Here is a 19,754-nt window from a genome sequence, read left to right as displayed (position 1 = left end):
TCATGGCCACCGATGATGCAGCCGCGTTCAATCGGCCACCTGAGTCGTCTCGGTGTCGGGATCGAGCGTCTTCTCGCCCAACAGCAGGGAGACCGCGATACCGCACACCAGTGCCCAGAAGGGGGCGCTGATCCCCAGTAGGCTGATGTTGCTCATCGCCACCACCAGCGCCACGAAGGCACCGATCTGATAGCCGCGATGCCGGGAGAAGGCATGCTGGAAGGCCGCCAAAAGCACGCCGATCATCGCAAGGCCGGCCACGCTGCCGATCAGGGCGCTGGGCAACGCTAGGATGAAGGGCACGGCCGCACCGGCAAAGAGCCCGAAGGCACAGAACAGCACGCCGTTCACCAGGGTGGCACCATAGCGGGTGCTCTTGTCGTCGCCGGCCTGCTCGGAGGAGCAGATGGCGGTCATCGGCCCGGCGATGTTGGCGTTGTGGCCGCCGAAGAGGCCGGCGAGCATGCCGCCGAGGCCGCTGATGATGGTCATGGCATTGACCGGGGGACGGTACTCCTCGGCCAGCAGCACCCCGGTGGCCTGGGCATTCTCGGCCCCGATCACCAGTGCCGCCAACGGCACGGAGATGGCCAGGAAGGCCCCCAGGGTAAAGCTCGGTGCGGTGAACTGCGGCGCGACGAAGGCGATATCCACTTCGGCGGGTTGCACGGCGCCCATCGCCAGGGCGACACCGACGCCGACCACCGCCGCCACCAGCACCGGTGGCACCGCCTTGATGAAGCGCGAGCTGAGGAAGAAGGCCACCACCGCCGTGCCGGCGATCCAGGGGGCCGCACCCACCGAGTTCACCGCACCGATGCCGAAGCGGATCAAGGCGCCGGCGATCATCGCCATGACGATGGGCATTGGCAGCCAGCGCATGATGCGCCCGACGACTCCGCTAACCCCTAGCGCTAGCACGATCGCCCCACTCATGATGAAGGCTCCGACCGCCTCGTTGAAGGGAATCGTCGCCAGGGCGGTGATCATGATCGCCGCCCCGGGAATCGAGTAGGCACCGGTGATCGGCTGACGATAACGCAAGGCCATGATCAGGCTGATCAGGCCACCCAGGAAGTAGATGGCGAACAGCCAGGCCACCGTCTGGCCGTTGCTCAGGTTGCCGGCATCGGCAGCGCTGATCACGATCAGGGCCGGCCCCGAGCAACCGAACAGTGCGGCGACGATGCCGGCACTGATCGACTTGGCGGTGAAGACCCGGGTCAGATCCCTGAGCAGTGGACGTTTGGTGTCCACGGCTGCAGCGGAAGCAGGGCTGGACCCACTGTTGTCGTGTGTGTGCATGCTATGTCTCCAAGAGGTTGTTGTTGTGCCATGCTGACGCCGATCACTCACCGATGAACACGGCCTTGCGCTTGCCATGGAAGGCCTCGACACCCTCGCGGAAGTCGCTGGATGTGCGCAGCCGGCTGTAGCAGTGGCCTTCCATCTCGATCGCCACCGAAAGCGGCGCATCCTCGTTGTCGTTGATCAGGCGCTTGGCGGTGCGCTGGGCAAGCGGCGAGAAGCCGCGCAGTTCATCCACCAGGGCCTGGGTGGCACTTTCCAGTTGTTCGTCGGGGACGCATTCGGTGGCGATACCCCATTCCAGCGCTTGGTGACCGCTAATGCGTTTGGCGCGCATCACCATGTGCTTGGTACGGGCGATGCCGATGATCTTCTGCAGGCGGGCCGAGCCACCGGACCCAGGGATCTGTCCCAGTTTCTGCTCCGGCAGGGCATAGAGGGTCGTCTCCGAAGCGATGCGAAAATCGCAGGCCAGCGACAGCTCGAAACCGACGCCGAAGGTGTAACCGCGATTGGCGGCAATCACCGGCTTGGAGCAACGCGCCGGGGCGGCTACGTTGTCGGCGAGTTTCGAGACATGTTCCGGCGACGCCTCGAGGAATCCCTTGATGTCGCCACCGCTGGAGAAGTGTTCGCCCTCGGCGCGCAGCACGATGACACGCACGCTGTCATGGGCATCCAGTGCCTCGAACACACGGCGCAGCTCGTCGCGCTGGGGCATCGAGATCACGTTGAGCGGTGGACGCGCCAGGATGATGTCGGCGCGCTCGGCCTCTGCGTCGATCCGAACACTGAAACCATCGAAGTTACTTGCCAGATAGGTGCTCACGTCATTGGTAGTCATGTCTTGGTTCCTTGTCCTGTATCGGTTGATCAGTGTGTTTGTGGAGTGGGAGCATCGTGATCACGCAGCACACGGCGCAGGATCTTGCCCACTGGGGACTTGGGAATCTCGTCGACGAAGACGTAGCGCCGCGGGCGCTTGAAGCGGGCTAGGCCTGAGTTCACGCAGTGCCGGTCAAGCTCCTGCTCTTTGATGGTCTGCCTGACCTTGACGAAGGCAGTGACCACTTCGCCCCACTGCTCGTCGACCAGCCCCACCACCACGACTTCTTCCACCTGGGGGTGCACCGAGAGCACATTCTCGATCTCCACCGGGCTGACGTTCTCGCCGCCTGTGATGATCAGGTCATCGACCCGGCCGGTGACGAACAGGTCGCCATCGGCATCGAAGTAGCCCGTGTCGCTGGTGAAGTACCAGCCCTCCTTGAGCGATTTTTGGTTGGCATCGGGGCGGTGCCAGTAGCCCTGGAAGGCCTCATCACCGTTCATGTCGGCGATGATTTCGCCCTCCTCCCCCACGCCCAGGATCTCGTCCGGCGACTCGGCCCCCACCCGGACGACCCGGATGCGTTGGTTGAGCGCAGGCCGGCCCGACGAGCCCGGCTTGTCACTGGCCCGCTGGTCGATGGTGAAGGTATATATCTCGGAGCTGCCGTAGTGGTTGACGAACAGGCTGGGCCTGAACGCCTCCTGGACACGTGCCATCAGTCCCGCACTCATCGGCGCGCCGGCGAAACCGAGCTTGTCGACGCTGGCCACCCGAGACGAAGAGAACTGGGGATGCTCGATGAGCATGTGATAGAGGGTCGGCACAAGATAGAGGTTGGTCACGCCTTCACGCTCGATGGAATCCAGCGTCGCCGCGGGGTCGAACTTCGGCACACAGACGAAGTGGCCATCGACCAGCGCCATCGACAGCAGCGAGCGCACGCCCATGGTGTGATAAAGCGGCATTACCCCCAGGGTGCACTCGTCGTGGCGGTAGAGATTCTGGGCCACATGGGCCAGCGCCGCGGCGCGCTCGGCGCGGTGCAGCCGGGGTACGCCCTTGGGCTTGCCGCTGGTGCCCGAGGTGTAGAGCATGAGCGAGACATCCTCGGCACCGGCACGCAGCACCAACTCGCCCGCTACACCAAGCAGATCGTCGAAGTCATGCGCCGTCGTGTCTTCGACTTCACCAGCAGTGATACGCAACAGCTGCTGCGCCTCGGCACAGCCGTTCACCGCTTCGGCCGCCGATGCGTCATAGGCGAGCGCCTTGACCTCGGCATCCTCGATGCAGTAACGCAGATCCCGAGCCGTAGACCGCCAGTTGAGGGGGGTGACCACGATGCCGGCGAATTGGCAGGCCCAGTGCAGGGTCGCCATCTGCCAGCGGTTCTGCATCACCACCAGCAGGCGGTCCCCCTTGGTCAGGCCCCGCGCCTCGAGGCTTCTGGCGACACTCTGGATATCCTCGAACCACTCGGCATAGGTCTTGCGAAGCTCGCCATCGGAAATGGCGATCGCCCCGGGGCGACGCTCCACCGACGCGATAAAACTACGACCAAGGTCAAACATCGTTGTTCTCCTGTTGACTGTCGGGCCCGGTCGCCACGCGGCGCGACCGAGCCACTTCGAGTACCGCCTGGACCATGCCGGTATAGCCAGTGCAACGGCATAGATGGCCGGTCAGCATGTCGCGCACCTGGGCCTCGCTGGGGTCGGCCACACGGCTCAGGAACTCCTCGCAGGACATCAGTATCCCCGCGGTACAGAAGCCGCACTGCAGGGCGTGATGACGCCGGAAGGCCTGTTGCAGATCGGAAAGGCCCTCCTCTCCTGCCAGCGACTCGACGGTATCGAGCCGCCGACCCTCGGCCTGTACCGCGAGCATCAGGCAACTGCGGCTGGCGCGACCGTCGACGCGCACCGTGCAAGCTCCGCACACGCCGTGCTCGCACCCCACGTGGGTGCCAGTGGCGCCCAGCTCATGACGCAGGAAGTCGCACAGTTGGGTACGGGGCTCGGCATAGCCGCTGCGCTCGCGGCCATTGAGGGTCAGGGTCACGCGGATGCGCTGGTCAGCCTTGGCGTGCATGGGCGATCTCCTCGTCACTTGGCCCACCGGCGATCAACTCCCGGCCGAGCTCACGGATCAATTGGCGGCGATAGGCCGCCGTGGCATGGGCGTCGTCCTCGGCACCCAATGACCAGGCAAAGGCGTTGAGGGTCTCGCTCGGGTCCTCGTAGCGGTCGAATACACGACATACTGGACGGTCGGCGACGCCGCCCACGCCAAGGGTGACTCGCGCCCCGTCGATCACCCCCGCCAGCGCGACGATGGCAAAATCGCCATGTCGCATGGACACTTCCTGGAAGCGGTACTCCAAACCTGGCCGCGCCAAGGGAAAACGCACCTCGGTGATCAGCTCGTCCTGACGGCGATCGGTGGTCAATACGCCCTGGAAGAAGTCCCCCGCCATGACCCCGCGCGACTTGCCGCGGCGGTTCTCGAGCACCACCTGCCCTTCCAGGGTCACCAGGCACAACGGCAACTCCGCACTGGGGTCGGCATGTGCGATGGAACCGCATACGGTGCCACGGTTACGGGTCTGCCAATGGCCGATCCACGGCATCGCCTGGGCCAGCAACGGGACCGCTTCGGCGAGACCGGGATACTCGAGCAGTTCAGCCTGGGTCACCCCGGCGCCCACCGCCAGGTGATCGTCACGGCGCTCGATGAAATGCAGATCCTCGATACCGGCGATATCGATCAGTTGCTTGGGCTGGGCCAGACGCATATTGAGCACCGCCATCAGCGACTGCCCCCCTGCGATCAGCCGGGCGTCATCACCCGCCTCATGCAGTCGCTCGCATGCCTCGCGACGGTTCGACGGGCGTAGATAATCGAAAGCTGCAGGCTTCATGAACGACCTCCCAAGCGGCCGAAAAGGGTCTTGAGGCGCTGCCACAGCGACAGCCGTGGCGCGGTGCCGCCCATCCGCTGTGACAGACGACTGAAAATCTGGCCGATGATCATCCTCGAGGCGCTTTGCAGCATGCGCCCGCCCACCGAGGCGACCTTGCCGCCCAAGGAGGCGTCGTAGTCATAGTCGAGGCGGGTATATCCGTCCTCGATCTCGGTCAGGCGAATGCGTGCACTGCCGTCCGCCGAGCCCATGGCGCTGGTACCAGACCCGGAGAGTCGCAGGCTGTGGGGAGGGTCGAGGTCGGAGAGTGCCACCCGCGCATCGAAGCGCGCGCGGATCATTCCCACGCCGACGGTGACATCGGCGCGATAGGCATTCTCCCCGGTAAGTTCCAGGGCATGACAGCCAGGAATGATGGCCTGCAGGGTCTCGGGGTCGAGCAGGGTATCGAAGACCACCCGGGGGCTGCCCGGCAACGTGACCGAGTCGCTGGCGGTGAGCCGCGAGCCACCACCGGCTGCGGGAGCGGCCTGATCCTCGCCCACACCCTGGGGACACGGAGGCTCCTCGATGCCGATCAAGGCGCGTACCTTGGACGGCGTCAGCGGCAGCTCGATATCCGCGATGCCCAACGCGTCGGCCACGGCATTGGCGATGCACACCGGGGTGCTCATGTTGTTCCCTTCACCGACGCCCTTGGCACCCAACGGGGTAAACGGCGACGGCGTCTCCCTGTGCAGGATCAGCGGTTCGGGCACCTCGACACTGGTAGGCACCAGGTAGTCGGCGAAGGTGCCGGACTGAAAGCTGCCATCGTCGCCGTAGGCAAACTCCTCCATCAGCGCCGCCCCAAGCCCCTGGGCGAAGGCCCCGCGGACTTGGCCATCGACCAGGTCGGGATTGAGCAGGCGCCCCGCATCATGCAGGGTGACGTAGCGATCGAGTGTCACCCTGCCGGTGATGCGGTCGATCTCCACGCCGCAGTAGTCGAAGATGAAGCCGTAGCAGAGCGAGCTGTTGATGCGGTCATCGTCGTCCGGTGCCTCGAGCTGGGGCGGCGACCAGAAGGCCGTCTCGCGCAGCCCGCCCGGCTCCCAGTCGGGTAGGGTGCCAGGCGCCCAGTGGGTGGCGCCGGCCAGGCGGCCAAAGGGCATCGTGAGCTCGCCACCCTCCACCCTCACCTGCCCCTCGGCGAAACGGATGCGTGCGGCCTCCACCTGCCACTGGGCGGCGGCGATGCCGGCCAGGCGATCGCGCACCTTCACTGCCGCCTGATAGACGGCCCCAGCCACGGCACCTGAGAACCGACTGGAGTAGTTGCCCGAGGCGATCGACCAGGCATCCTTGCCGGTATCGAGCTCGACATTGACGCTGATCGACTCCAGTGACACCCCGAGCACTTCGGCGATCACCTGGGCGACCACGGTGCGGTGCCCCTGCCCCTGGGGTGTCGAGGAGACATGAGCGCTGATGTCACCCAGCGGTCCTACGCTGATCGTCGCGGTGCTCACCGCACCGTTCTTGGGGCCGGCCTTGCGGCGCTCCTCGGGCGTCATGGCGGTGGTGATGTAGCCCATGTTGGAGATCGACGGCTCCACCGCCACGGTGTAGCCGATGCCATAGAGCCGCCCTTCACGGCGTGCGTTCTCGCGTCGCGCCAACAGCTCGTCCAGTCCACCGTCACGAACGCCTTGCTCTACAGAGGCGGGATAGTCACCTGAGTCGAGCAACGCCCCGGCCGCGGCACGGTAGGGGAAGCTCCCGGACGGCACCAGGTTACGGCGGATCACCTCGAGAGGGTCCAGCTCGAGCTCCACGGCGATGCGCTGCATCAGCCGCTCGAGGGCGAAGTAAATCTGGGGGCCGCCGAAGCCACGGTTGAGGCCGGTGGGCGTCTTGTTGGTCAGCGCCACCCGGTTTCGCACCTGGAGATGTTCGATGGCGTAGGCACCTGTCAGGTTGCCGTGCATGCGGTAGAAAGTCGCCGGCTCAGGTGCCCGCAGGTAAGCGCCACAGTCATCGACCTGGTCCCAACGCATCGCGGTGACCCGGCCATCGCCGGTCACCGCCGCCTCGATCTCGGTGACGCGATTGGTGGCCGAGGACGCCCCCTGGAGATGCTCGAGACGATCCTCCACCCACTTGACCGGCGCCCCGGCCTTGCGCGCGGCCAGGCCCATCATCACCACATAGGGAAAGACCCCCTGTTTGATGCCGAAGCTGCCACCGGCGTCCGGTGGGGTACGCAGGCGAAGACGGTTGCCGGGCACATTGAGTGCACGTGCCATCACCGAGTGCAGTGCGTAGGGGCCCTGAAAGTTGGAGAGTACGTCATAGCTGGCACTGGCCGGGTCATACTCGGCGAGGACCACGTAGCACTCCATCGGCGTGCAGGAGCTGCGCGGCACTCGCACCTTGAGCGAGACACGATGCTCAGCCTCGGCAAAGGCCCGCTCGGGATCGCCATAGCGGAAGTGGCGCTCGCTGACGACGTTGCTCCCCACTGCCTCATGGAGCAGTGGAGCCTCTTCAGCGATGGCCGTTTCGGTATCCACCGCGACGGGCAAGATCTCGTACTCGACGCGGATGGCCTCCAGGGCATCCTCGGCAAGATAACGACTCTCGGCCATCACCACGGCAACCGGCTCGCCGACATAGCGCACCTTGTCCACCGCCAGGCACCAGTGCTCCATGGGCTGGCGCACGCCGACCGGAAACGGCCGCGCCCAGCGCTGGATATCCTCGCCGGTCAGGACGGCGTGCACGCCGGGCATGGCCAGCGCCGGCGAGGCGTCAAGGTCGACCAGCCGGGCATGGGCATGGGGTGAACGCAGAACGGCGGCATGCAGGGTGCCTGGCGCCACCGCCAAGTCGTCGGCATAGCGACCACGCCCCTGCAGCAGGGCATCATCCTCGACGCGCGGCTGCCGGCGGCCTATCTGCTTCCCCTGCCCTGTCTGCCGCACTGACTCGAACTTGTTCATATACTCCTCCGCGATAGCCATGGGGAAATGGCTTGCCATCTGGGGGAGTCTATGGAATCAAGGGGAGACCGACCCTGCGCGGCGGAATGGAGTTTGGCCCGAGTATCGGGTGTTTTGCTCGTGAGTCCGATTTGCGACTAAAGGATAAGAAGCTTGCAACGGCTCAACAGACGCCATCAGAACGTAAGAAGGCGGCCCTTGGGCCGCCTTCTGGAAGAATATGAAGCTCGTTATAACGCTCAGTCGAAATCGATACCGATACGCCGCCCCACTTCTTCGTAGGCCTCGATCACTCCGCCCAGCCCCTGGCGGAAGCGGTCCTTGTCCATCTTGTTGCGCGTCTCGGCGTCCCACAGGCGGCAGCCGTCCGGCGAGAACTCATCGCCAAGCACGATCTCGCCCTTGAACAGGCCGAACTCCAGCTTGTAGTCGACCAGCAGCAACCCGCCATCGGCGAACAGCTGCTTGAGCACCTCGTTGACCTTGAAGGTCAGCGCCTTCATCTCGGCGAGCTGCCCCGGCGTGGCCCAGCCGAAGGTCTCGGCCAGCGACTCGTTGATCATTGGATCGTGCAGGGCGTCGTTCTTGAGAAACAGCTCGAAGGTGGGCGGGGTGAGTTCACGCCCCTCCTCGACGCCGAGACGCTTGACCAGGCCACCGGCGGCGATGTTGCGCACCACGCATTCCACCGGAATCATGTCGAGCTTCTTGACCAGACTCTCGGTATCGGAGAGACACTTCTCGAAGTGGGTGGGAACGCCGGCCGCGGCCAGTTTCTCCATGATGAAGGCATTGAAGCGATTGTTGACCATGCCCTTGCGCGCCAGCGACTCCATGCGCTCGCCATCGAAGGCGCTGGTGTCGTCACGAAAATGCAGGACGAGCAGATCGGGATCGTCGGTGGCATACACCGATTTGGCCTTGCCGGCGTAGAGTTCTTGGCGCTTTTCCATGGGAGTCTCCAGAAAGATGACGCGTGACGATTAGGATGGCCGTTCAGTGGATCGCCTGCCAATGCAGCCCGCTGTCCTGGGCGGCAACCGTCAGGCGAGACGCATCGCCGTCGAGCAGCGGCGTCAAGGCCTCGAGGGCGAGCTCGGGGCGGTTGTTGTGTTCCGAGAGATGGGAGCAGACGATACGCTGCAGCCGATCGAGCCCCAGGTGCCGTAGCAGCGCCGCGGCCTGGACGTTGGCCAGATGCCCCCAGTTGCCGCCGACGCGGCGCTTGAGCCGCGGTGGGTAGGGCCCGACCTCGAGCATGTGTCGGTCGTGGTTGCACTCGAGGATGAGGGCATCGCAGCCGCGGAAGGCCTCGACCACGTGGTCGGTGGGATGGCCCAGGTCGGTCAGCACGCCGAGGTGCCGACCATGCGACTCGAAGCGGAACTGGACCGGCTCACGGGCGTCGTGGGGTACGGTGAACGGGTCGATCGTGAGGCTCTTCACCGCGAAGCGCAGCTGCGGTGTGATCCAGTATCGCTGCGGCACCTCGCCCAGACGCCCGGAGAGCCAGGTGCCCGGCGTAATGTAGACCGGCACCGCATGACGACGTGCCAGGGGCCCCACCCCGCGCAGATGATCGCCATGCTCGTGAGTGACCAGCACGGCATCGAGCTGACGCGGATGCAGGCCGACACGCGCCAGTCGCCGCTCGGCCTCCCGCAAGCCGAAGCCGCAGTCGACCAGCACCGTGGTCTCGCCGTCGCTGACCAAGGTGGCATTGCCCTTGCTGCCGCTGCCGAGCGAGGCGAAGCGAAGCTTGCCCACGGTCGGCAGCAGCTCGTTGGCCGCCCCCTGCGGCATTAGCGCAACATGCCCGACACCCGCTCGAGCAGCTCGCGGGCGTCTCCTTCGGTGAAGCGCCGCTCGCTCTCGTTGACGGCACGCAGCGTAGTGCGTTCGGGGCCATCGGACTCGAGCACCAGGCGGATCTCCTGAGGCATCTGGCGTACGTCGGGACTGAGGATGATCTGCAGCATGCCGCGATCACGCTCGGAAGCGGTCATGTAGCTGACCAGGAAATCATGCTGCTCGGGGTTCTGCTCGAGCAGTACGCGCCGGTTCTCCACGCTGAAGTCGGCTTCAAGCTGATGGCTCAGCTCGGCCCAGACACGATCGATGGCGAGCGGAATGCGCACGACCCACTCGCCGCTGGCGAGCTGCTCGAAGCGCAGGCGGTCCTCGCTGGCAATCTGCTGACCCGCCAGCGAGGCGGCACTGGCGGTGGCGCTACGCGCGCTGAAGTGCTGCTCCAGCGCATCGAGACAGGCCGCTACCGGGCGTCCGTTCTGGTCGCAGCGAACCTCGCTGTCGCCGGCACGCAGCCCCTGGCGCACGCTCAGCCGGCCCTGGGCCGTTTGCAGCACGCCGCGGGTATCATCGCTGGATTGCACCTGCAGGCCGCGAGCGCGGGCGAAATCCTGCAGCTGCGGCCACACCATGCCCGGATCGGCGCCGATCACCAGCCAACGGTCGTTGCCGACCTCGCGCCGCTCGACGAAGTCCCGCTCCACGGCACCACCGGACACCAGGCGCTTGGGGCTCGGCGCTTCGAAACCGTCATCACGCCTGTTCAGCGAGCCACTGGCTTCCGGCACCGGCATGGCATCGCGATAGCGCTGCTCGTTGCGTCCTTGCGGCAGGACCAGGGGCGCACTGCGCTGGGCCTCCACGTAATCGATGTTGCGATCGTCATAGAAGCCTTCTCGGGCACAGCCAGCGGTGGCCAGGGCAGCGACAGCCACCAGCGGCATCCATTTCAGCGCAGAGTTCATGCATTCACCTTGCAGTCAGATTTTCGGGGCGGCGGGAGCGTTCCACGCCGCCTCAATCGTCGATCACGCCGGCCAGTTGCAGGGCCTCGTCCACCGTCGCATGGTACTTGCCGGACAGCCAGGTAAGCGGCAGGCGAATGCCTTGCTCGATCATGCCCATGCGGTGCAGCGCCCACTTGACCGGAATCGGATTGGATTCGATGCCCAGATTGGTATGCAGCGGCATCAGCCGGGTATTGATCTGGTGCGCGCGATCGGCATCACCGGCGACCGCGGCAACGCACAGCTCGTGCATGGCCTTGGGCGCCACGTTGGCGGTCACCGAGATATCGCCGTTGCCGCCCATCAGCATGAACTCGCAGGCAGTGGCGTCGTCACCGGAGTAGAGCATGAAACCGCTGCCCTCGAGCCGTGCGATGAGGTCCTCGGCGCGCTCCAGGTTGCCGGTGGCATCCTTGAGGCCGACGATATTGTCGACCTCGGCCAGGCGCAACACGGTTTCGTTGTAGAGATCGGAGCAGGTACGGCCGGGCACGTTGTAGAGGATCACCGGCAGGCGGCTGCCCTCGGCCACCGCCTTGAAGTGGCGATAGAGCCCTTCCTGGGTGGGCTTGTTGTAGTAGGGGCATACCGACAGGCAGTAGTCGGCGCCCACCTCGCTGGCGTAGCGCGCCAGCTCCACGGCCTCGGAGGTGGCGTTGGCCCCGGTGCCGGCGATGACCGGAATACGGCCGTCGACCTCCTCCACCACGGCGCGAATCACGTCGAAGTGCTCGGCGAAAGACATGGTGGTGGGCTCGCCGGTGGTACCGGCCGCGACGATGCCGTCGGTGCCGTTCTCCAGATGGAAGTTCACCAAACGGCGCAACGCCTCCCAGTCGATATCGCCATTGGCCTTCATCGGCGTCGCCAGGGCGACGATACTGCCAGTGATCATCCTCTCTTCCTCTACGCAATGGCCGCTCATGCCGCGCTCGGCTGCCGCCTCGACAGCATCGCAAGCAAAGGGTAAATGGTACTCAGGCGGCACAGGCCTGTACAGCACGGCCGACGCGCTCTTTGACAGCACATCTCGGCATGCGTGTAATTAACCGCTCCCCACCCCGTCAAGGAGCTTCTCATGACGCTTGCCATCGGCCAACCGGTGCCCGACTTCAGCGCCACCGCCACCGGCGACACCGTCGTTTCTCTCGCCGCCCTCGCGGGCCGCCAGGTAGTGATCTACTTCTACCCCAAGGCCAGCACGCCCGGCTGCACCACCGAAGGTGGCGACTTCCGCGACCGCAAGGCCGAGTTCGACGCGGCCAACACCGTCATCCTCGGCGTCTCGCGCGACGGGCTACGCGCGCAGGAGAACTTCAAGGCCAAGCAGGCCTTCAACTTCGAACTGATTTCCGACAAGGACGAGGAAGTCTGCCGGCTGTTCGATGTGATCAAGCTGAAGAAGTTGTACGGCAAGGAGCACCTCGGCATCGAACGCAGCACCTTCCTGATCGACGCCGATGGCAAGCTTGCCCGAGAGTGGCGCGGCGTCAAGGTCAAGGGGCACGCACAGGAGGTTCTCGAAGCCGCCCAGGCACTCCACGCCGCCCGCTGAGTCCACCGGAGCCTCGCCCGGTAACTGCCGGGCGGGGTCGTCCTACTCCCCGCCCTGTTGCTTCAGCTCGACGGGCTGCTGTGCATCGTGGTACTGCCTGATACCTCGCGGCCAGGCATAGACCAACGCCTTGAGCAAGGTCGCCAAGGGGATGGCGAAGAAAACGCCCCAGAAGCCCCAGACCCCGCCGAAGAACAGTACCGCCAGTATGATCGAGACCGGATGCAGGTTGACCGCCTCGGAGAACAGAATCGGCACCAGCACATTGCCGTCCAGCGCCTGTATCACGCCATAGGCGACCAGCACATAAAGGAACTGATCGCTCATGCCGAAGTGAAACCCCGCCACGGCTGCCACCGGCAGGGTTGCCACGGCGGCCCCGATGTAGGGCACCAGCACCGAACAGCCCACCAGCACCGCAAGCAACGCCGAATAGGGCAGGCCGAAAAAGGCGAAGGTGAAGAACGACACGGTGCCGACGATGATGATCTCAATGAACTTGCCACGCACGTAGTTGGCGATCTGGGCATCCATTTCCTGCCAGATGCGCGTCATCAGCGAGCGCTGCTGCGGCAACAGTGACAGGGTGAAGCCGATCAACTGTTCGCGATCCTTGAGCAGGAAGAAGACCAGGATCGGCACCAGCACAAGATAGATGATCAACGCCAGCATGTTGCCCAGCGACGCCAGCGAGAGCGTCAGCGCACGCTGGCCGAACTGGGTCAGTTCACGGCCGGCGACGGCGATCCACTCCTGCACTTGGTCAGGCGTGACGAAGTTGGGGTAGCGCGCCTGCAGGTCATCCAGCCAGCGCTGTCCACTGGCAACGATGCGCGGCGTTTCCTGTACCAACCCGACGAGTTGGTTCCATATCAGCGGCATCAGAATGAAGGCCAGCGCCAGCAGCACGCCGATGAAGGCGAGAAACACGACGATGACCGAGATCAGGTGAGGGATACCGCGCTGGGTCAGGGCAGTGACCCCGCCCTGCAGCAGGAAAGCGATTACCAGAGCGGTGAGGAAGGGCGCGAGCATGCGGCCGAGCAGGATTACCGCGGCAAAGCCCAACACCAGCAACACCAGCAGGATCACCGCCTCCTCGTCGGAGAAGTAGTGTTCGACCCAGCCCTTGAACACTTGACGCAGGGTCATGGAGTCGGCTCCTCACCACCCTTGCGCAGCCAGTAGTGGTAGACCTCGCCCCGCTCTTCTCGGGCGATCAGCTCATGGACGCTGTGATCGGCGAAGGTCTCGAAGTCGCGCCAGGAACCGGCATCGGTCGCCAGGATCTCGAGTACCAGGCCGGCCTCGAGCCGAGCCAATACCTGCTTCGCCTTCAATAGTGGCAGCGGGCAGGGCAAGCCGCAGGCATCGAGCACTTCATCTGGTTGCACAGCCATGTCGTCTCCCGGGAAAATAGCGAGCGCTCGTGCGCTTGGGGCAACATGCCCTTGCAGCAAAGCGTAAAACCCTTGAGATTTAAAGGCACTTTGCAGGCCGAATCAATGTCGGATAGAGAACCGACCGCCGCTTCGAAAGAGACTGGCACATGCTGCGCAAGCCCCGAACCTGCCTGACCACCGCTACCATGGCGTTGACGCTGACGCTGGCCGCCCCCCTCCCGGCAAGCGCCACGGAGGACTATGGGCTGCCCAACCTGACCGGTAGCAGTCAGGCCATCACCGGCGAGGAGTTCCGCCTGGGTCGCGCCTGGCTACGCCAATTCCGCGCTCGAACGCCGGCCTGGCAAGACCCCCTTGCCCAGGAGTACGTAGAGTCGCTGGTGTCGCGCCTGCTCCCACATAGCGGGCTGACCGACACCAGTACCGTGGTGGCACTGGTGGACAACCGCGCCCTCAATGCCTTCGCCGTGCCGGGTGGCGTGATCGGCGTCAACGCCGGGCTGTTCGCCTTCGCCAGCGAGGAGGATGCCGTCGCCTCGGTATTGGCGCACGAGCTCGGCCATTTGTCGCAGCGCCACTATTCGCGCGGTCAGGCACGCGCCGAACAGACGCAGTTGCCGGCCATGGCGGCGATGCTGGCCGGCATGCTGATCGCCGCCAGCGGCGGCGGCGATGCCGGTATCGCTGCCGCCATGGGCTCACAAGCCGCCTTCGTCCAGGACCAGTTGGCCTATTCACGGCGCTTCGAGCAGGAAGCCGATCGCCTCGGCCTGCTGACCATGGCCCAGGCCGGCTTCGACCCCGACGCCATGGTCAGAATGTTCCGCGCCATGCAGCGCCAGGTGAGCCTGCAGGGCGGCAATCCGCCGGAATTCCTGCTCACCCACCCGCTGACCGAGTCGCGCATCAGCGACGCCGAGTCCCGCGCCTCACAGCTCGCCCCCAGGCGTCCCCGCGAAGAGGATGACCCGAGCTATCATCTAGTGCGCGCCCGGGCACTGCTGGCAGTGAATCAGCGTGACCCGCAGCAGGCCGCGACGCGCCTGGCGCAAGATGACGCCCCGGCCGTCGCCAGGCGTTATCTGGACGCCCTGATCGCTGCCCGTCAGGGCCAGACCGACAGCGCGCTGAGCCAGCTCGACCGCCTTGCCCAGGAGCTGCCCGACCTGGCCATCATGCCGGTCAGCGCCGCCGAGGTCGCCTTCGATGCTGGTCGTTACGATGAAGCCATCGAGCGCAGCCGACGCCTGCTGCGACTGATGCCGGGTCACATGCCGGCCACGCGCATCCTGGGTGAAGCGCTGCTCCAACGCGATCCCAACGAGGCCTACCGAGTCCTCAATGAGCTGGCCAACCGTCGCCCCGAGGACCCACAGGTCTTCACCCTGCTCGCCGAAGCCGCCGGCCGCAGCGGCCGTGAGGCCTGGGGCCACCTGGCGCGGGCCGAACAGATGCAGCTCACCGGCGACATTCAACGCGCGATTCGTCAGCTCGATGTGGCCCGTCAAGTCGCTGAGCGCAGCGGCGATACCAACGCCCTGGCGCGCATCGAGCTGCGACGCGAAGACTTCGTGGGCTATCGCGAGACGATGGAGAAATTCTGAGCTGCGAGCCAAGCAAAAGCCCGTGACGCTGTCACGGGCTTTTTTGCCGAAGCTCAGGAATTGAAATTGAGCATGCGCTCGAGCGGCTTGAGCGCCTTCAGGCGCAGCTCGGCGTCGACGAAGATCTCGCCGCTGCCCTCGCGCAGGGCGCCGGCCAGGTTGTCCAGGGCATTCATCGCCATCCACGGGCAATGGGCACAGCTGCGACAGGTGGCGCCGTTGCCGGCAGTGGGGGCTTCGAACAGGGTCTTCTCCGGTACCATCTGCTGCATCTTGAAGAAGATGCCACGGTCGGTGGCCACGATCAGCTTGTCGTGGGGCAGCTCCTTGGCCGCCTTGATCAATTGCGAGGTGGAGCCGGCCACATCGGCGAGTGCCACCACCGAGGCGGGAGACTCCGGATGCACAAGCACGGCAGCGTCGGGGTAGAGCCCTTTCAGGTCCTCGATGCCCTTGGCCTTGAACTCCTCGTGGACGATGCAGGCGCCGTCCCACAGCAGCATGTCGGCGCCGGTCTTCTGCTGGATGTAGCCTCCCAGGTGCTTGTCCGGCGCCCACAGGATCTTCTCGCCACGCGCCTGCAGGTACTCGATGACGTCCACCGCGATGGAAGAGGTCACCACCCAGTCAGCGCGCGCCTTCACTGCCGCCGAGGTGTTGGCATAGACCACCACGGTGCGCTCGGGATGTTGATCGCAAAAAGCGCTGAACTCATCGGCAGGACAGCCGACATCGAGTGAGCAGGTCGCCTCCAGCGTGGGCATCAGCACGCGCTTCTCGGGCGACAGAATCTTGGCCGTCTCACCCATGAAGCGCACGCCGGCCACCACTAGGGTGTCGGCTTCATGGCGTGCCCCGAAACGGGCCATCTCCAGCGAATCGGCTACGCAGCCACCGGTCTCCTCGGCCAGCTGCTGGATCGCGTCGTCGGTGTAGTAATGCGCCACGAGCACGGCATTGTGCTGCTCGAGCAGACGCTTGATCTCGTCGATGCGCGCCTCGTCCTCGGCGGGAATGCGGGTCGGGCAGTAGGCGCGGGCGAGATGCTCGCGTACCTCGAGGCGGGAAGTCATGATCGTCATCGTGTCTACCACTGTGACTGCAGGGGCTCCCCCTGCGTGTACCGGGTGTATCGCAAGCCGTACGCTCCGCACGGACGATACGCCTGGGCTGCCAGTGGCGTCTCTCGCCACTTCAGCCCCTCACGCGAGTTTACCTCACTTCGCCGTTTGCGACACCTGCCGACCAACGGCGGGTCCAGGCACACTCACGCTAGTACCAAATGCGGTTCGTGCCTCCCTATTTCAAGGGGTACGCGTTCAATGGGCACGCGGGCCGAAAGCAAAGCGCCCCCGCCTCTTACGAAGCGGGGGCGCAAAATCTGGTGGGTCGTGTAGGATTCGAACCTACGACCAATTGGTTAAAAGCCAACTGCTCTACCAACTGAGCTAACGACCCAGCACTTGCCAGCAAGCATCCAGGTCCGGAAATGGTGGGTCGTGTAGGATTCGAACCTACGACCAATTGGTTAAAAGCCAACTGCTCTACCAACTGAGCTAACGACCCTTCCGAACGGGTGCAGATATTACTGATCGCACCCTTGGCTGGCAAGGACTTTTTTGACTTTCGTCCTGCCTCGGCCCCTACCTACCCTTGGAATTCCTGGGCTTGCGCATCGCCTGGACCGGGCGCCGCTTGTTCTTGTCGCGGCTCCAGCGGTTTTTCTCGTCCGGAGTCAACTCGGGCACCTTGCGCGGCGTCAGGCCGGCGGACTGCGCCAGGTCGTCGATCTCGTCCTGGGAGAGCTCCACCCACTCGCCGGCCTTGGCCCGCTTGTCGAGAAAGATGTTGCCGTAGCGTACCCGCTTGAGGCGGCTCACGGTCAGTCCCTGTGACTCCCACAGCCGGCGCACCTCGCGGTTGCGCCCCTCCATGATCACCACGTGGAACCAGGTGTTGATGCCTTCGCCGCCGAATTCCTGCACGTCGGTGAAGCGCGCCGGGCCGTCCTCGAGCATGACGCCCTCGACCATCGCCACCACGTGCTCCTTGCGCACCTCGCCCATCACCCGCACGGCATACTCGCGCTCGATCTGGGTGGAGGGGTGCATCAGCCGGTTGGCCAATTCGCCGTCGGTGGTGAACAGCAGCAGCCCGCTGGTGTTGATGTCCAGGCGGCCGATGGCAATCCAGCGCTCGCCTTTGAGGCGCGGCAGGCGTTCGAACACGGTGCGTCGGCCCTCCGGATCCTTGCGCGTGCACAGCTCGCCCTCCGGCTTGTTGTACATGATCACCCGGCGCGGCGTCTCCTCGGCCCCACGCAGGGTCACCGGGCGGTCGTCGAAGGCGACCCGGTCGCGCATTTCGATACGATCGCCGAGCGAGGCAACCTTGCCGTTGACCTTGACGCGCCCAGCCTCGATGGCCGCTTCCATCTCGCGGCGCGAGCCCAGCCCGGCGCGGGCCAGGACCTTCTGCAGTTTTTCGGTGTTGCTAGTCATGTGTCGTCTGACTTCTCGTCTACGGTGGATTCCGCCCCCGCTCCGCCATCATCGTCGACGCTGGTGCGGGCACGTTCGGCCAGGCGCGCCTCGAGATCGGCGAAACTCAGCCCTGGCCTGTCGGACGCCTTCCCGGCGTGTGGTTCGTCGGCCGTCCCGGCCGTCGTTTCGGCAAGCGTATCATCTGTAGCGACACGCCCATTCGCCTCGTTCTCGTCGTCGCCTTCGCCGACGTCTTCCCCTCCGGTCGCCGGCTCGTCGGCCTGCGCCAACAGGGCACTGGGCGGCGGCGCTTCGTCCTCGAAGATCGGCTCCGCCATCCCCTTCAGCTCATGCATGGGCGGCAATTCGTCCAACGTCTTGAGCCCGAAATCGTCGAGGAACTGGCGGGTGGTGGCATAGACCGCTGGCCGGCCCGGCACGTCACGATGACCGACCACACGAATCCAGCCGCGCTCGGCCAGCGTGCGCATGATTGAACTGCTCACCGCCACCCCGCGCACCTCCTCGATATCGCCGCGGGTCACCGGCTGGCGATAAGCGATCAATGCCAGGGTTTCCAGCAACGCCCGGGAGTAGCGCTGCGGGCGTTCGTCCCACAGCCGCGAGACCCAGGGCGACAGTCGCGGACGAATGCGCAGCTGGTAGCCCGAGGCGGTCTCGATCAGCTCCATGGCACCGCGGTCATGGCGCACCGCGACCCGCTCCAGCGCCTCGCGCAGTGCGCGCCGCTGCGGTCGCTCGTGGTCGTCGAACAGCCCTTCGAGGCGCTCCAGCGACAGCGGCTCGGCGGCTGCCAGCAGCGCCGCCTCGAGGATCTCGTCGAGGCTGTCGGGCAACTCCATGGCGGTCATGCGGTGTCATCCCCCGCGGACATGCTCTCCTCCTCGGCAAAGGGACTCTCGACATTGGTGCCGTCGTCGTAGGCCTCCTCCTCCAACGCCTCTCGCGGGGTGCGGGCGCGTACATGGATCGGCGACAGCGGCGCATTCTGCACGATCTCGATCATCGCCTCCTTGGCCAGTTCGAGAATGGCCATGAAGGTGACGATTACCCCGGCGCGCCCTTCCTCCAGGGTGAAGAGGGCCTCGAACGGCGTGTAATGCTCATGATTGAGCCGCTCCATGATCGCCAGCATGCGCTCGCGGGTCGAGAGTACCTCGCGCCCCACCTGGTGGGCCTGGTTGAGCTCGGCCCGACGCAGGATGCCGGCCAGCGCCCCAAGCAGCTCGTCGAGTTCCACGTCGGGGTGGATGACCCGCGCCTGCAACGGCGGCAGCGCGGCCCGCGCCGGGAACCAGTCGCGGCCCACCCGCGGCAGCTCGGCCAGCGCCTCGGCGGCACTCTTGAGCTGCTCGTACTCCTGCAGGCGGCGGATCAGCTCGGCGCGAGGATCCTCCTCCTCGTCATCGCTCCCCTCCTTGGGCGGGCGCGGCAGCAGGGTGCGCGACTTGATCTCGGCCAGCATCGCCGCCATCAGCAGATATTCGCCGGCCAGCTCGATCTCCATGGCCTTCATCAGCTCCACGTACTCGATGTACTGGCGGGTGATGGCAGCTACGTCGATGGCCAGGATATCCAGGTTCTGGCGACGAATCAGGTAAAGCAGCAGGTCGAGCGGGCCCTCGAAGGCTTCGAGAAAGATGCGCAGCGCTTCCGGCGGGATGTAGAGATCCTCGGGCAGCTCGGTGATCGGCTCGTCAAACAGGCGCGCCAGTGCCTCCGTCTGCACCGCGGCATCGGGCGTCTCGTGCCGCTCGGGCGTGTCCGTCTGGGGCATCTCGCTCACGCGGGGCCTAGCCTCCCGGCAGGGCTCGTCTGAAGGTCG

At 65.3% G+C, this 19,754-nt stretch carries 18 protein-coding genes and 2 tRNA genes; 2 read left to right on the top strand and 18 right to left on the bottom strand.

From position 1 onward, the window contains the following. Positions 1-27 precede the first annotated feature (27 nt). The 10 genes from HNO53_RS04220 to dapA all read right to left on the bottom strand — a co-directional run bounded on the left by HNO53_RS04220 (position 28) and on the right by dapA (position 11,758). Positions 28-1,305: a benzoate/H(+) symporter BenE family transporter gene (locus HNO53_RS04220; RefSeq protein ID WP_209476520.1), complete on the bottom strand. Its 1,278-nt coding sequence runs from the start codon at positions 1,303-1,305 to the stop codon at positions 28-30. Positions 1,306-1,348: 43 nt separating this feature from the next. Next, the gene (locus HNO53_RS04215) at positions 1,349-2,152 is read right to left on the bottom strand and encodes an enoyl-CoA hydratase/isomerase family protein (RefSeq protein ID WP_209476519.1); all 804 of its coding nucleotides are present in this window, start codon (positions 2,150-2,152) and stop codon (positions 1,349-1,351) included. A 29-nt stretch (positions 2,153-2,181) separates the two neighbouring features. Then, on the bottom strand, positions 2,182-3,711 hold the full coding sequence (locus HNO53_RS04210; protein WP_209476518.1) for an AMP-binding protein: 1,530 nt from the start codon (positions 3,709-3,711) through the stop codon (positions 2,182-2,184). After that, positions 3,704-4,231, bottom strand: a complete 528-nt coding sequence (locus HNO53_RS04205) for a (2Fe-2S)-binding protein (protein ID WP_209476516.1) — start codon at positions 4,229-4,231, stop codon at positions 3,704-3,706. Before HNO53_RS04205 ends, HNO53_RS04210 begins: the two co-directional genes overlap by 8 nt. After that, positions 4,215-5,060, bottom strand: a complete 846-nt coding sequence (locus HNO53_RS04200; RefSeq protein WP_209476514.1) for an FAD binding domain-containing protein — start codon at positions 5,058-5,060, stop codon at positions 4,215-4,217. The genes HNO53_RS04205 and HNO53_RS04200 overlap by 17 nt, the downstream gene beginning before the upstream one ends. Continuing rightward, entirely contained in the window at positions 5,057-8,047 is a 2,991-nt protein-coding gene (locus HNO53_RS04195) for a xanthine dehydrogenase family protein molybdopterin-binding subunit (RefSeq protein WP_209476512.1), read from the bottom strand. Before HNO53_RS04195 ends, HNO53_RS04200 begins: the two co-directional genes overlap by 4 nt. 239 nt (positions 8,048-8,286) lie before the next feature. Next, positions 8,287-9,000: a phosphoribosylaminoimidazolesuccinocarboxamide synthase gene (gene purC, locus HNO53_RS04190; protein WP_209476510.1), complete on the bottom strand. Its 714-nt coding sequence runs from the start codon at positions 8,998-9,000 to the stop codon at positions 8,287-8,289. A gap of 43 nt (positions 9,001-9,043) precedes the next feature. Continuing rightward, positions 9,044-9,850, bottom strand: coding sequence for an MBL fold metallo-hydrolase (locus HNO53_RS04185; protein WP_209476508.1), 807 nt, complete (start codon positions 9,848-9,850; stop codon positions 9,044-9,046). Beyond that, complete coding sequence (locus tag HNO53_RS04180; protein ID WP_242597538.1) at positions 9,850-10,821, bottom strand: lipoprotein, NlpB; 972 nt, start codon at positions 10,819-10,821, stop codon at positions 9,850-9,852. Before HNO53_RS04180 ends, HNO53_RS04185 begins: the two co-directional genes overlap by 1 nt. Before the next feature lie 52 nt (positions 10,822-10,873). Further along, positions 10,874-11,758, bottom strand: a complete 885-nt coding sequence (gene dapA, locus HNO53_RS04175; protein WP_209476506.1) for a 4-hydroxy-tetrahydrodipicolinate synthase — start codon at positions 11,756-11,758, stop codon at positions 10,874-10,876. A gap of 183 nt (positions 11,759-11,941) precedes the next feature. Between dapA and HNO53_RS04170 the strand changes: the two genes are divergently transcribed. Continuing rightward, entirely contained in the window at positions 11,942-12,418 is a 477-nt protein-coding gene (locus HNO53_RS04170) for a peroxiredoxin (RefSeq protein ID WP_209476504.1), read from the top strand. A gap of 42 nt (positions 12,419-12,460) precedes the next feature. Here the strand turns inward: HNO53_RS04170 and HNO53_RS04165 are convergent, their stop codons facing one another. Continuing rightward, positions 12,461-13,570, bottom strand: coding sequence for an AI-2E family transporter (locus tag HNO53_RS04165; RefSeq protein WP_209476502.1), 1,110 nt, complete (start codon positions 13,568-13,570; stop codon positions 12,461-12,463). Beyond that, complete coding sequence (locus HNO53_RS04160; protein ID WP_209476500.1) at positions 13,567-13,818, bottom strand: sulfurtransferase TusA family protein; 252 nt, start codon at positions 13,816-13,818, stop codon at positions 13,567-13,569. The genes HNO53_RS04165 and HNO53_RS04160 overlap by 4 nt, the downstream gene beginning before the upstream one ends. Before the next feature lie 149 nt (positions 13,819-13,967). On the opposite strand from HNO53_RS04160, the gene HNO53_RS04155 reads away from it, so the two are divergent. Further along, on the top strand, positions 13,968-15,425 hold the full coding sequence (locus tag HNO53_RS04155; RefSeq protein WP_209476498.1) for a M48 family metalloprotease: 1,458 nt from the start codon (positions 13,968-13,970) through the stop codon (positions 15,423-15,425). Between the two features lie 53 nt (positions 15,426-15,478). Here the strand turns inward: HNO53_RS04155 and nadA are convergent, their stop codons facing one another. The 6 genes from nadA to HNO53_RS04125 form a co-directional block, all read right to left on the bottom strand. Further along, positions 15,479-16,507 (bottom strand): quinolinate synthase NadA, encoded by a 1,029-nt coding sequence (gene nadA, locus HNO53_RS04150; protein ID WP_420827854.1) that lies wholly within the window; start codon positions 16,505-16,507, stop codon positions 15,479-15,481. A gap of 300 nt (positions 16,508-16,807) precedes the next feature. Next, a tRNA-Lys gene (locus HNO53_RS04145) sits at positions 16,808-16,883 on the bottom strand. 32 nt (positions 16,884-16,915) lie between these two features. Then, positions 16,916-16,991, bottom strand: a tRNA-Lys gene (locus HNO53_RS04140). Positions 16,992-17,068: 77 nt separating this feature from the next. Continuing rightward, positions 17,069-17,926 (bottom strand): 23S rRNA pseudouridine(2605) synthase RluB, encoded by an 858-nt coding sequence (rluB, locus tag HNO53_RS04135; protein WP_209476494.1) that lies wholly within the window; start codon positions 17,924-17,926, stop codon positions 17,069-17,071. Next, positions 17,923-18,780 (bottom strand): SMC-Scp complex subunit ScpB, encoded by an 858-nt coding sequence (scpB, locus tag HNO53_RS04130; protein WP_209476492.1) that lies wholly within the window; start codon positions 18,778-18,780, stop codon positions 17,923-17,925. Before scpB ends, rluB begins: the two co-directional genes overlap by 4 nt. Next, on the bottom strand, positions 18,777-19,706 hold the full coding sequence (locus HNO53_RS04125) for a segregation and condensation protein A (RefSeq protein ID WP_209478509.1): 930 nt from the start codon (positions 19,704-19,706) through the stop codon (positions 18,777-18,779). The genes scpB and HNO53_RS04125 overlap by 4 nt, the downstream gene beginning before the upstream one ends. Between the last annotated feature and the right edge of the window lie 48 nt (positions 19,707-19,754).

Source organism: Billgrantia antri (assembly GCF_017868935.1).
Taxonomy (GTDB): domain Bacteria; phylum Pseudomonadota; class Gammaproteobacteria; order Pseudomonadales; family Halomonadaceae; genus Halomonas; species Halomonas antri.
The sequence above is the reverse complement of the archived record's forward strand: the minus strand, read 5'-3'. Positions and strand labels throughout refer to the sequence as shown.

What these genes read in the sequence shown, in the direction of transcription:
- HNO53_RS04220 (WP_209476520.1), bottom strand. Translation starts at nt 1,305, where the DNA reads ATGCACACACACGACAACAGTGGGTCCAGCCCTGCTTCCGCTGCAGCC.
- HNO53_RS04215 (WP_209476519.1), bottom strand. Translation starts at nt 2,152, where the DNA reads ATGACTACCAATGACGTGAGCACCTATCTGGCAAGTAACTTCGATGGT.
- HNO53_RS04210 (WP_209476518.1), bottom strand. Translation starts at nt 3,711, where the DNA reads ATGTTTGACCTTGGTCGTAGTTTTATCGCGTCGGTGGAGCGTCGCCCC.
- HNO53_RS04205 (WP_209476516.1), bottom strand. Translation starts at nt 4,231, where the DNA reads ATGCACGCCAAGGCTGACCAGCGCATCCGCGTGACCCTGACCCTCAAT.
- HNO53_RS04200 (WP_209476514.1), bottom strand. Translation starts at nt 5,060, where the DNA reads ATGAAGCCTGCAGCTTTCGATTATCTACGCCCGTCGAACCGTCGCGAG.
- HNO53_RS04195 (WP_209476512.1), bottom strand. Translation starts at nt 8,047, where the DNA reads ATGAACAAGTTCGAGTCAGTGCGGCAGACAGGGCAGGGGAAGCAGATA.
- purC (WP_209476510.1), bottom strand. Translation starts at nt 9,000, where the DNA reads ATGGAAAAGCGCCAAGAACTCTACGCCGGCAAGGCCAAATCGGTGTAT.
- HNO53_RS04185 (WP_209476508.1), bottom strand. Translation starts at nt 9,850, where the DNA reads ATGCCGCAGGGGGCGGCCAACGAGCTGCTGCCGACCGTGGGCAAGCTT.
- HNO53_RS04180 (WP_242597538.1), bottom strand. Translation starts at nt 10,821, where the DNA reads ATGAACTCTGCGCTGAAATGGATGCCGCTGGTGGCTGTCGCTGCCCTG.
- dapA (WP_209476506.1), bottom strand. Translation starts at nt 11,758, where the DNA reads ATGATCACTGGCAGTATCGTCGCCCTGGCGACGCCGATGAAGGCCAAT.
- HNO53_RS04170 (WP_209476504.1), top strand. Translation starts at nt 11,942, where the DNA reads ATGACGCTTGCCATCGGCCAACCGGTGCCCGACTTCAGCGCCACCGCC.
- HNO53_RS04165 (WP_209476502.1), bottom strand. Translation starts at nt 13,570, where the DNA reads ATGACCCTGCGTCAAGTGTTCAAGGGCTGGGTCGAACACTACTTCTCC.
- HNO53_RS04160 (WP_209476500.1), bottom strand. Translation starts at nt 13,818, where the DNA reads ATGGCTGTGCAACCAGATGAAGTGCTCGATGCCTGCGGCTTGCCCTGC.
- HNO53_RS04155 (WP_209476498.1), top strand. Translation starts at nt 13,968, where the DNA reads ATGCTGCGCAAGCCCCGAACCTGCCTGACCACCGCTACCATGGCGTTG.
- nadA (WP_420827854.1), bottom strand. Translation starts at nt 16,507, where the DNA reads ATGACGATCATGACTTCCCGCCTCGAGGTACGCGAGCATCTCGCCCGC.
- rluB (WP_209476494.1), bottom strand. Translation starts at nt 17,926, where the DNA reads ATGACTAGCAACACCGAAAAACTGCAGAAGGTCCTGGCCCGCGCCGGG.
- scpB (WP_209476492.1), bottom strand. Translation starts at nt 18,780, where the DNA reads ATGACCGCCATGGAGTTGCCCGACAGCCTCGACGAGATCCTCGAGGCG.
- HNO53_RS04125 (WP_209478509.1), bottom strand. Translation starts at nt 19,706, where the DNA reads ATGCCCCAGACGGACACGCCCGAGCGGCACGAGACGCCCGATGCCGCG.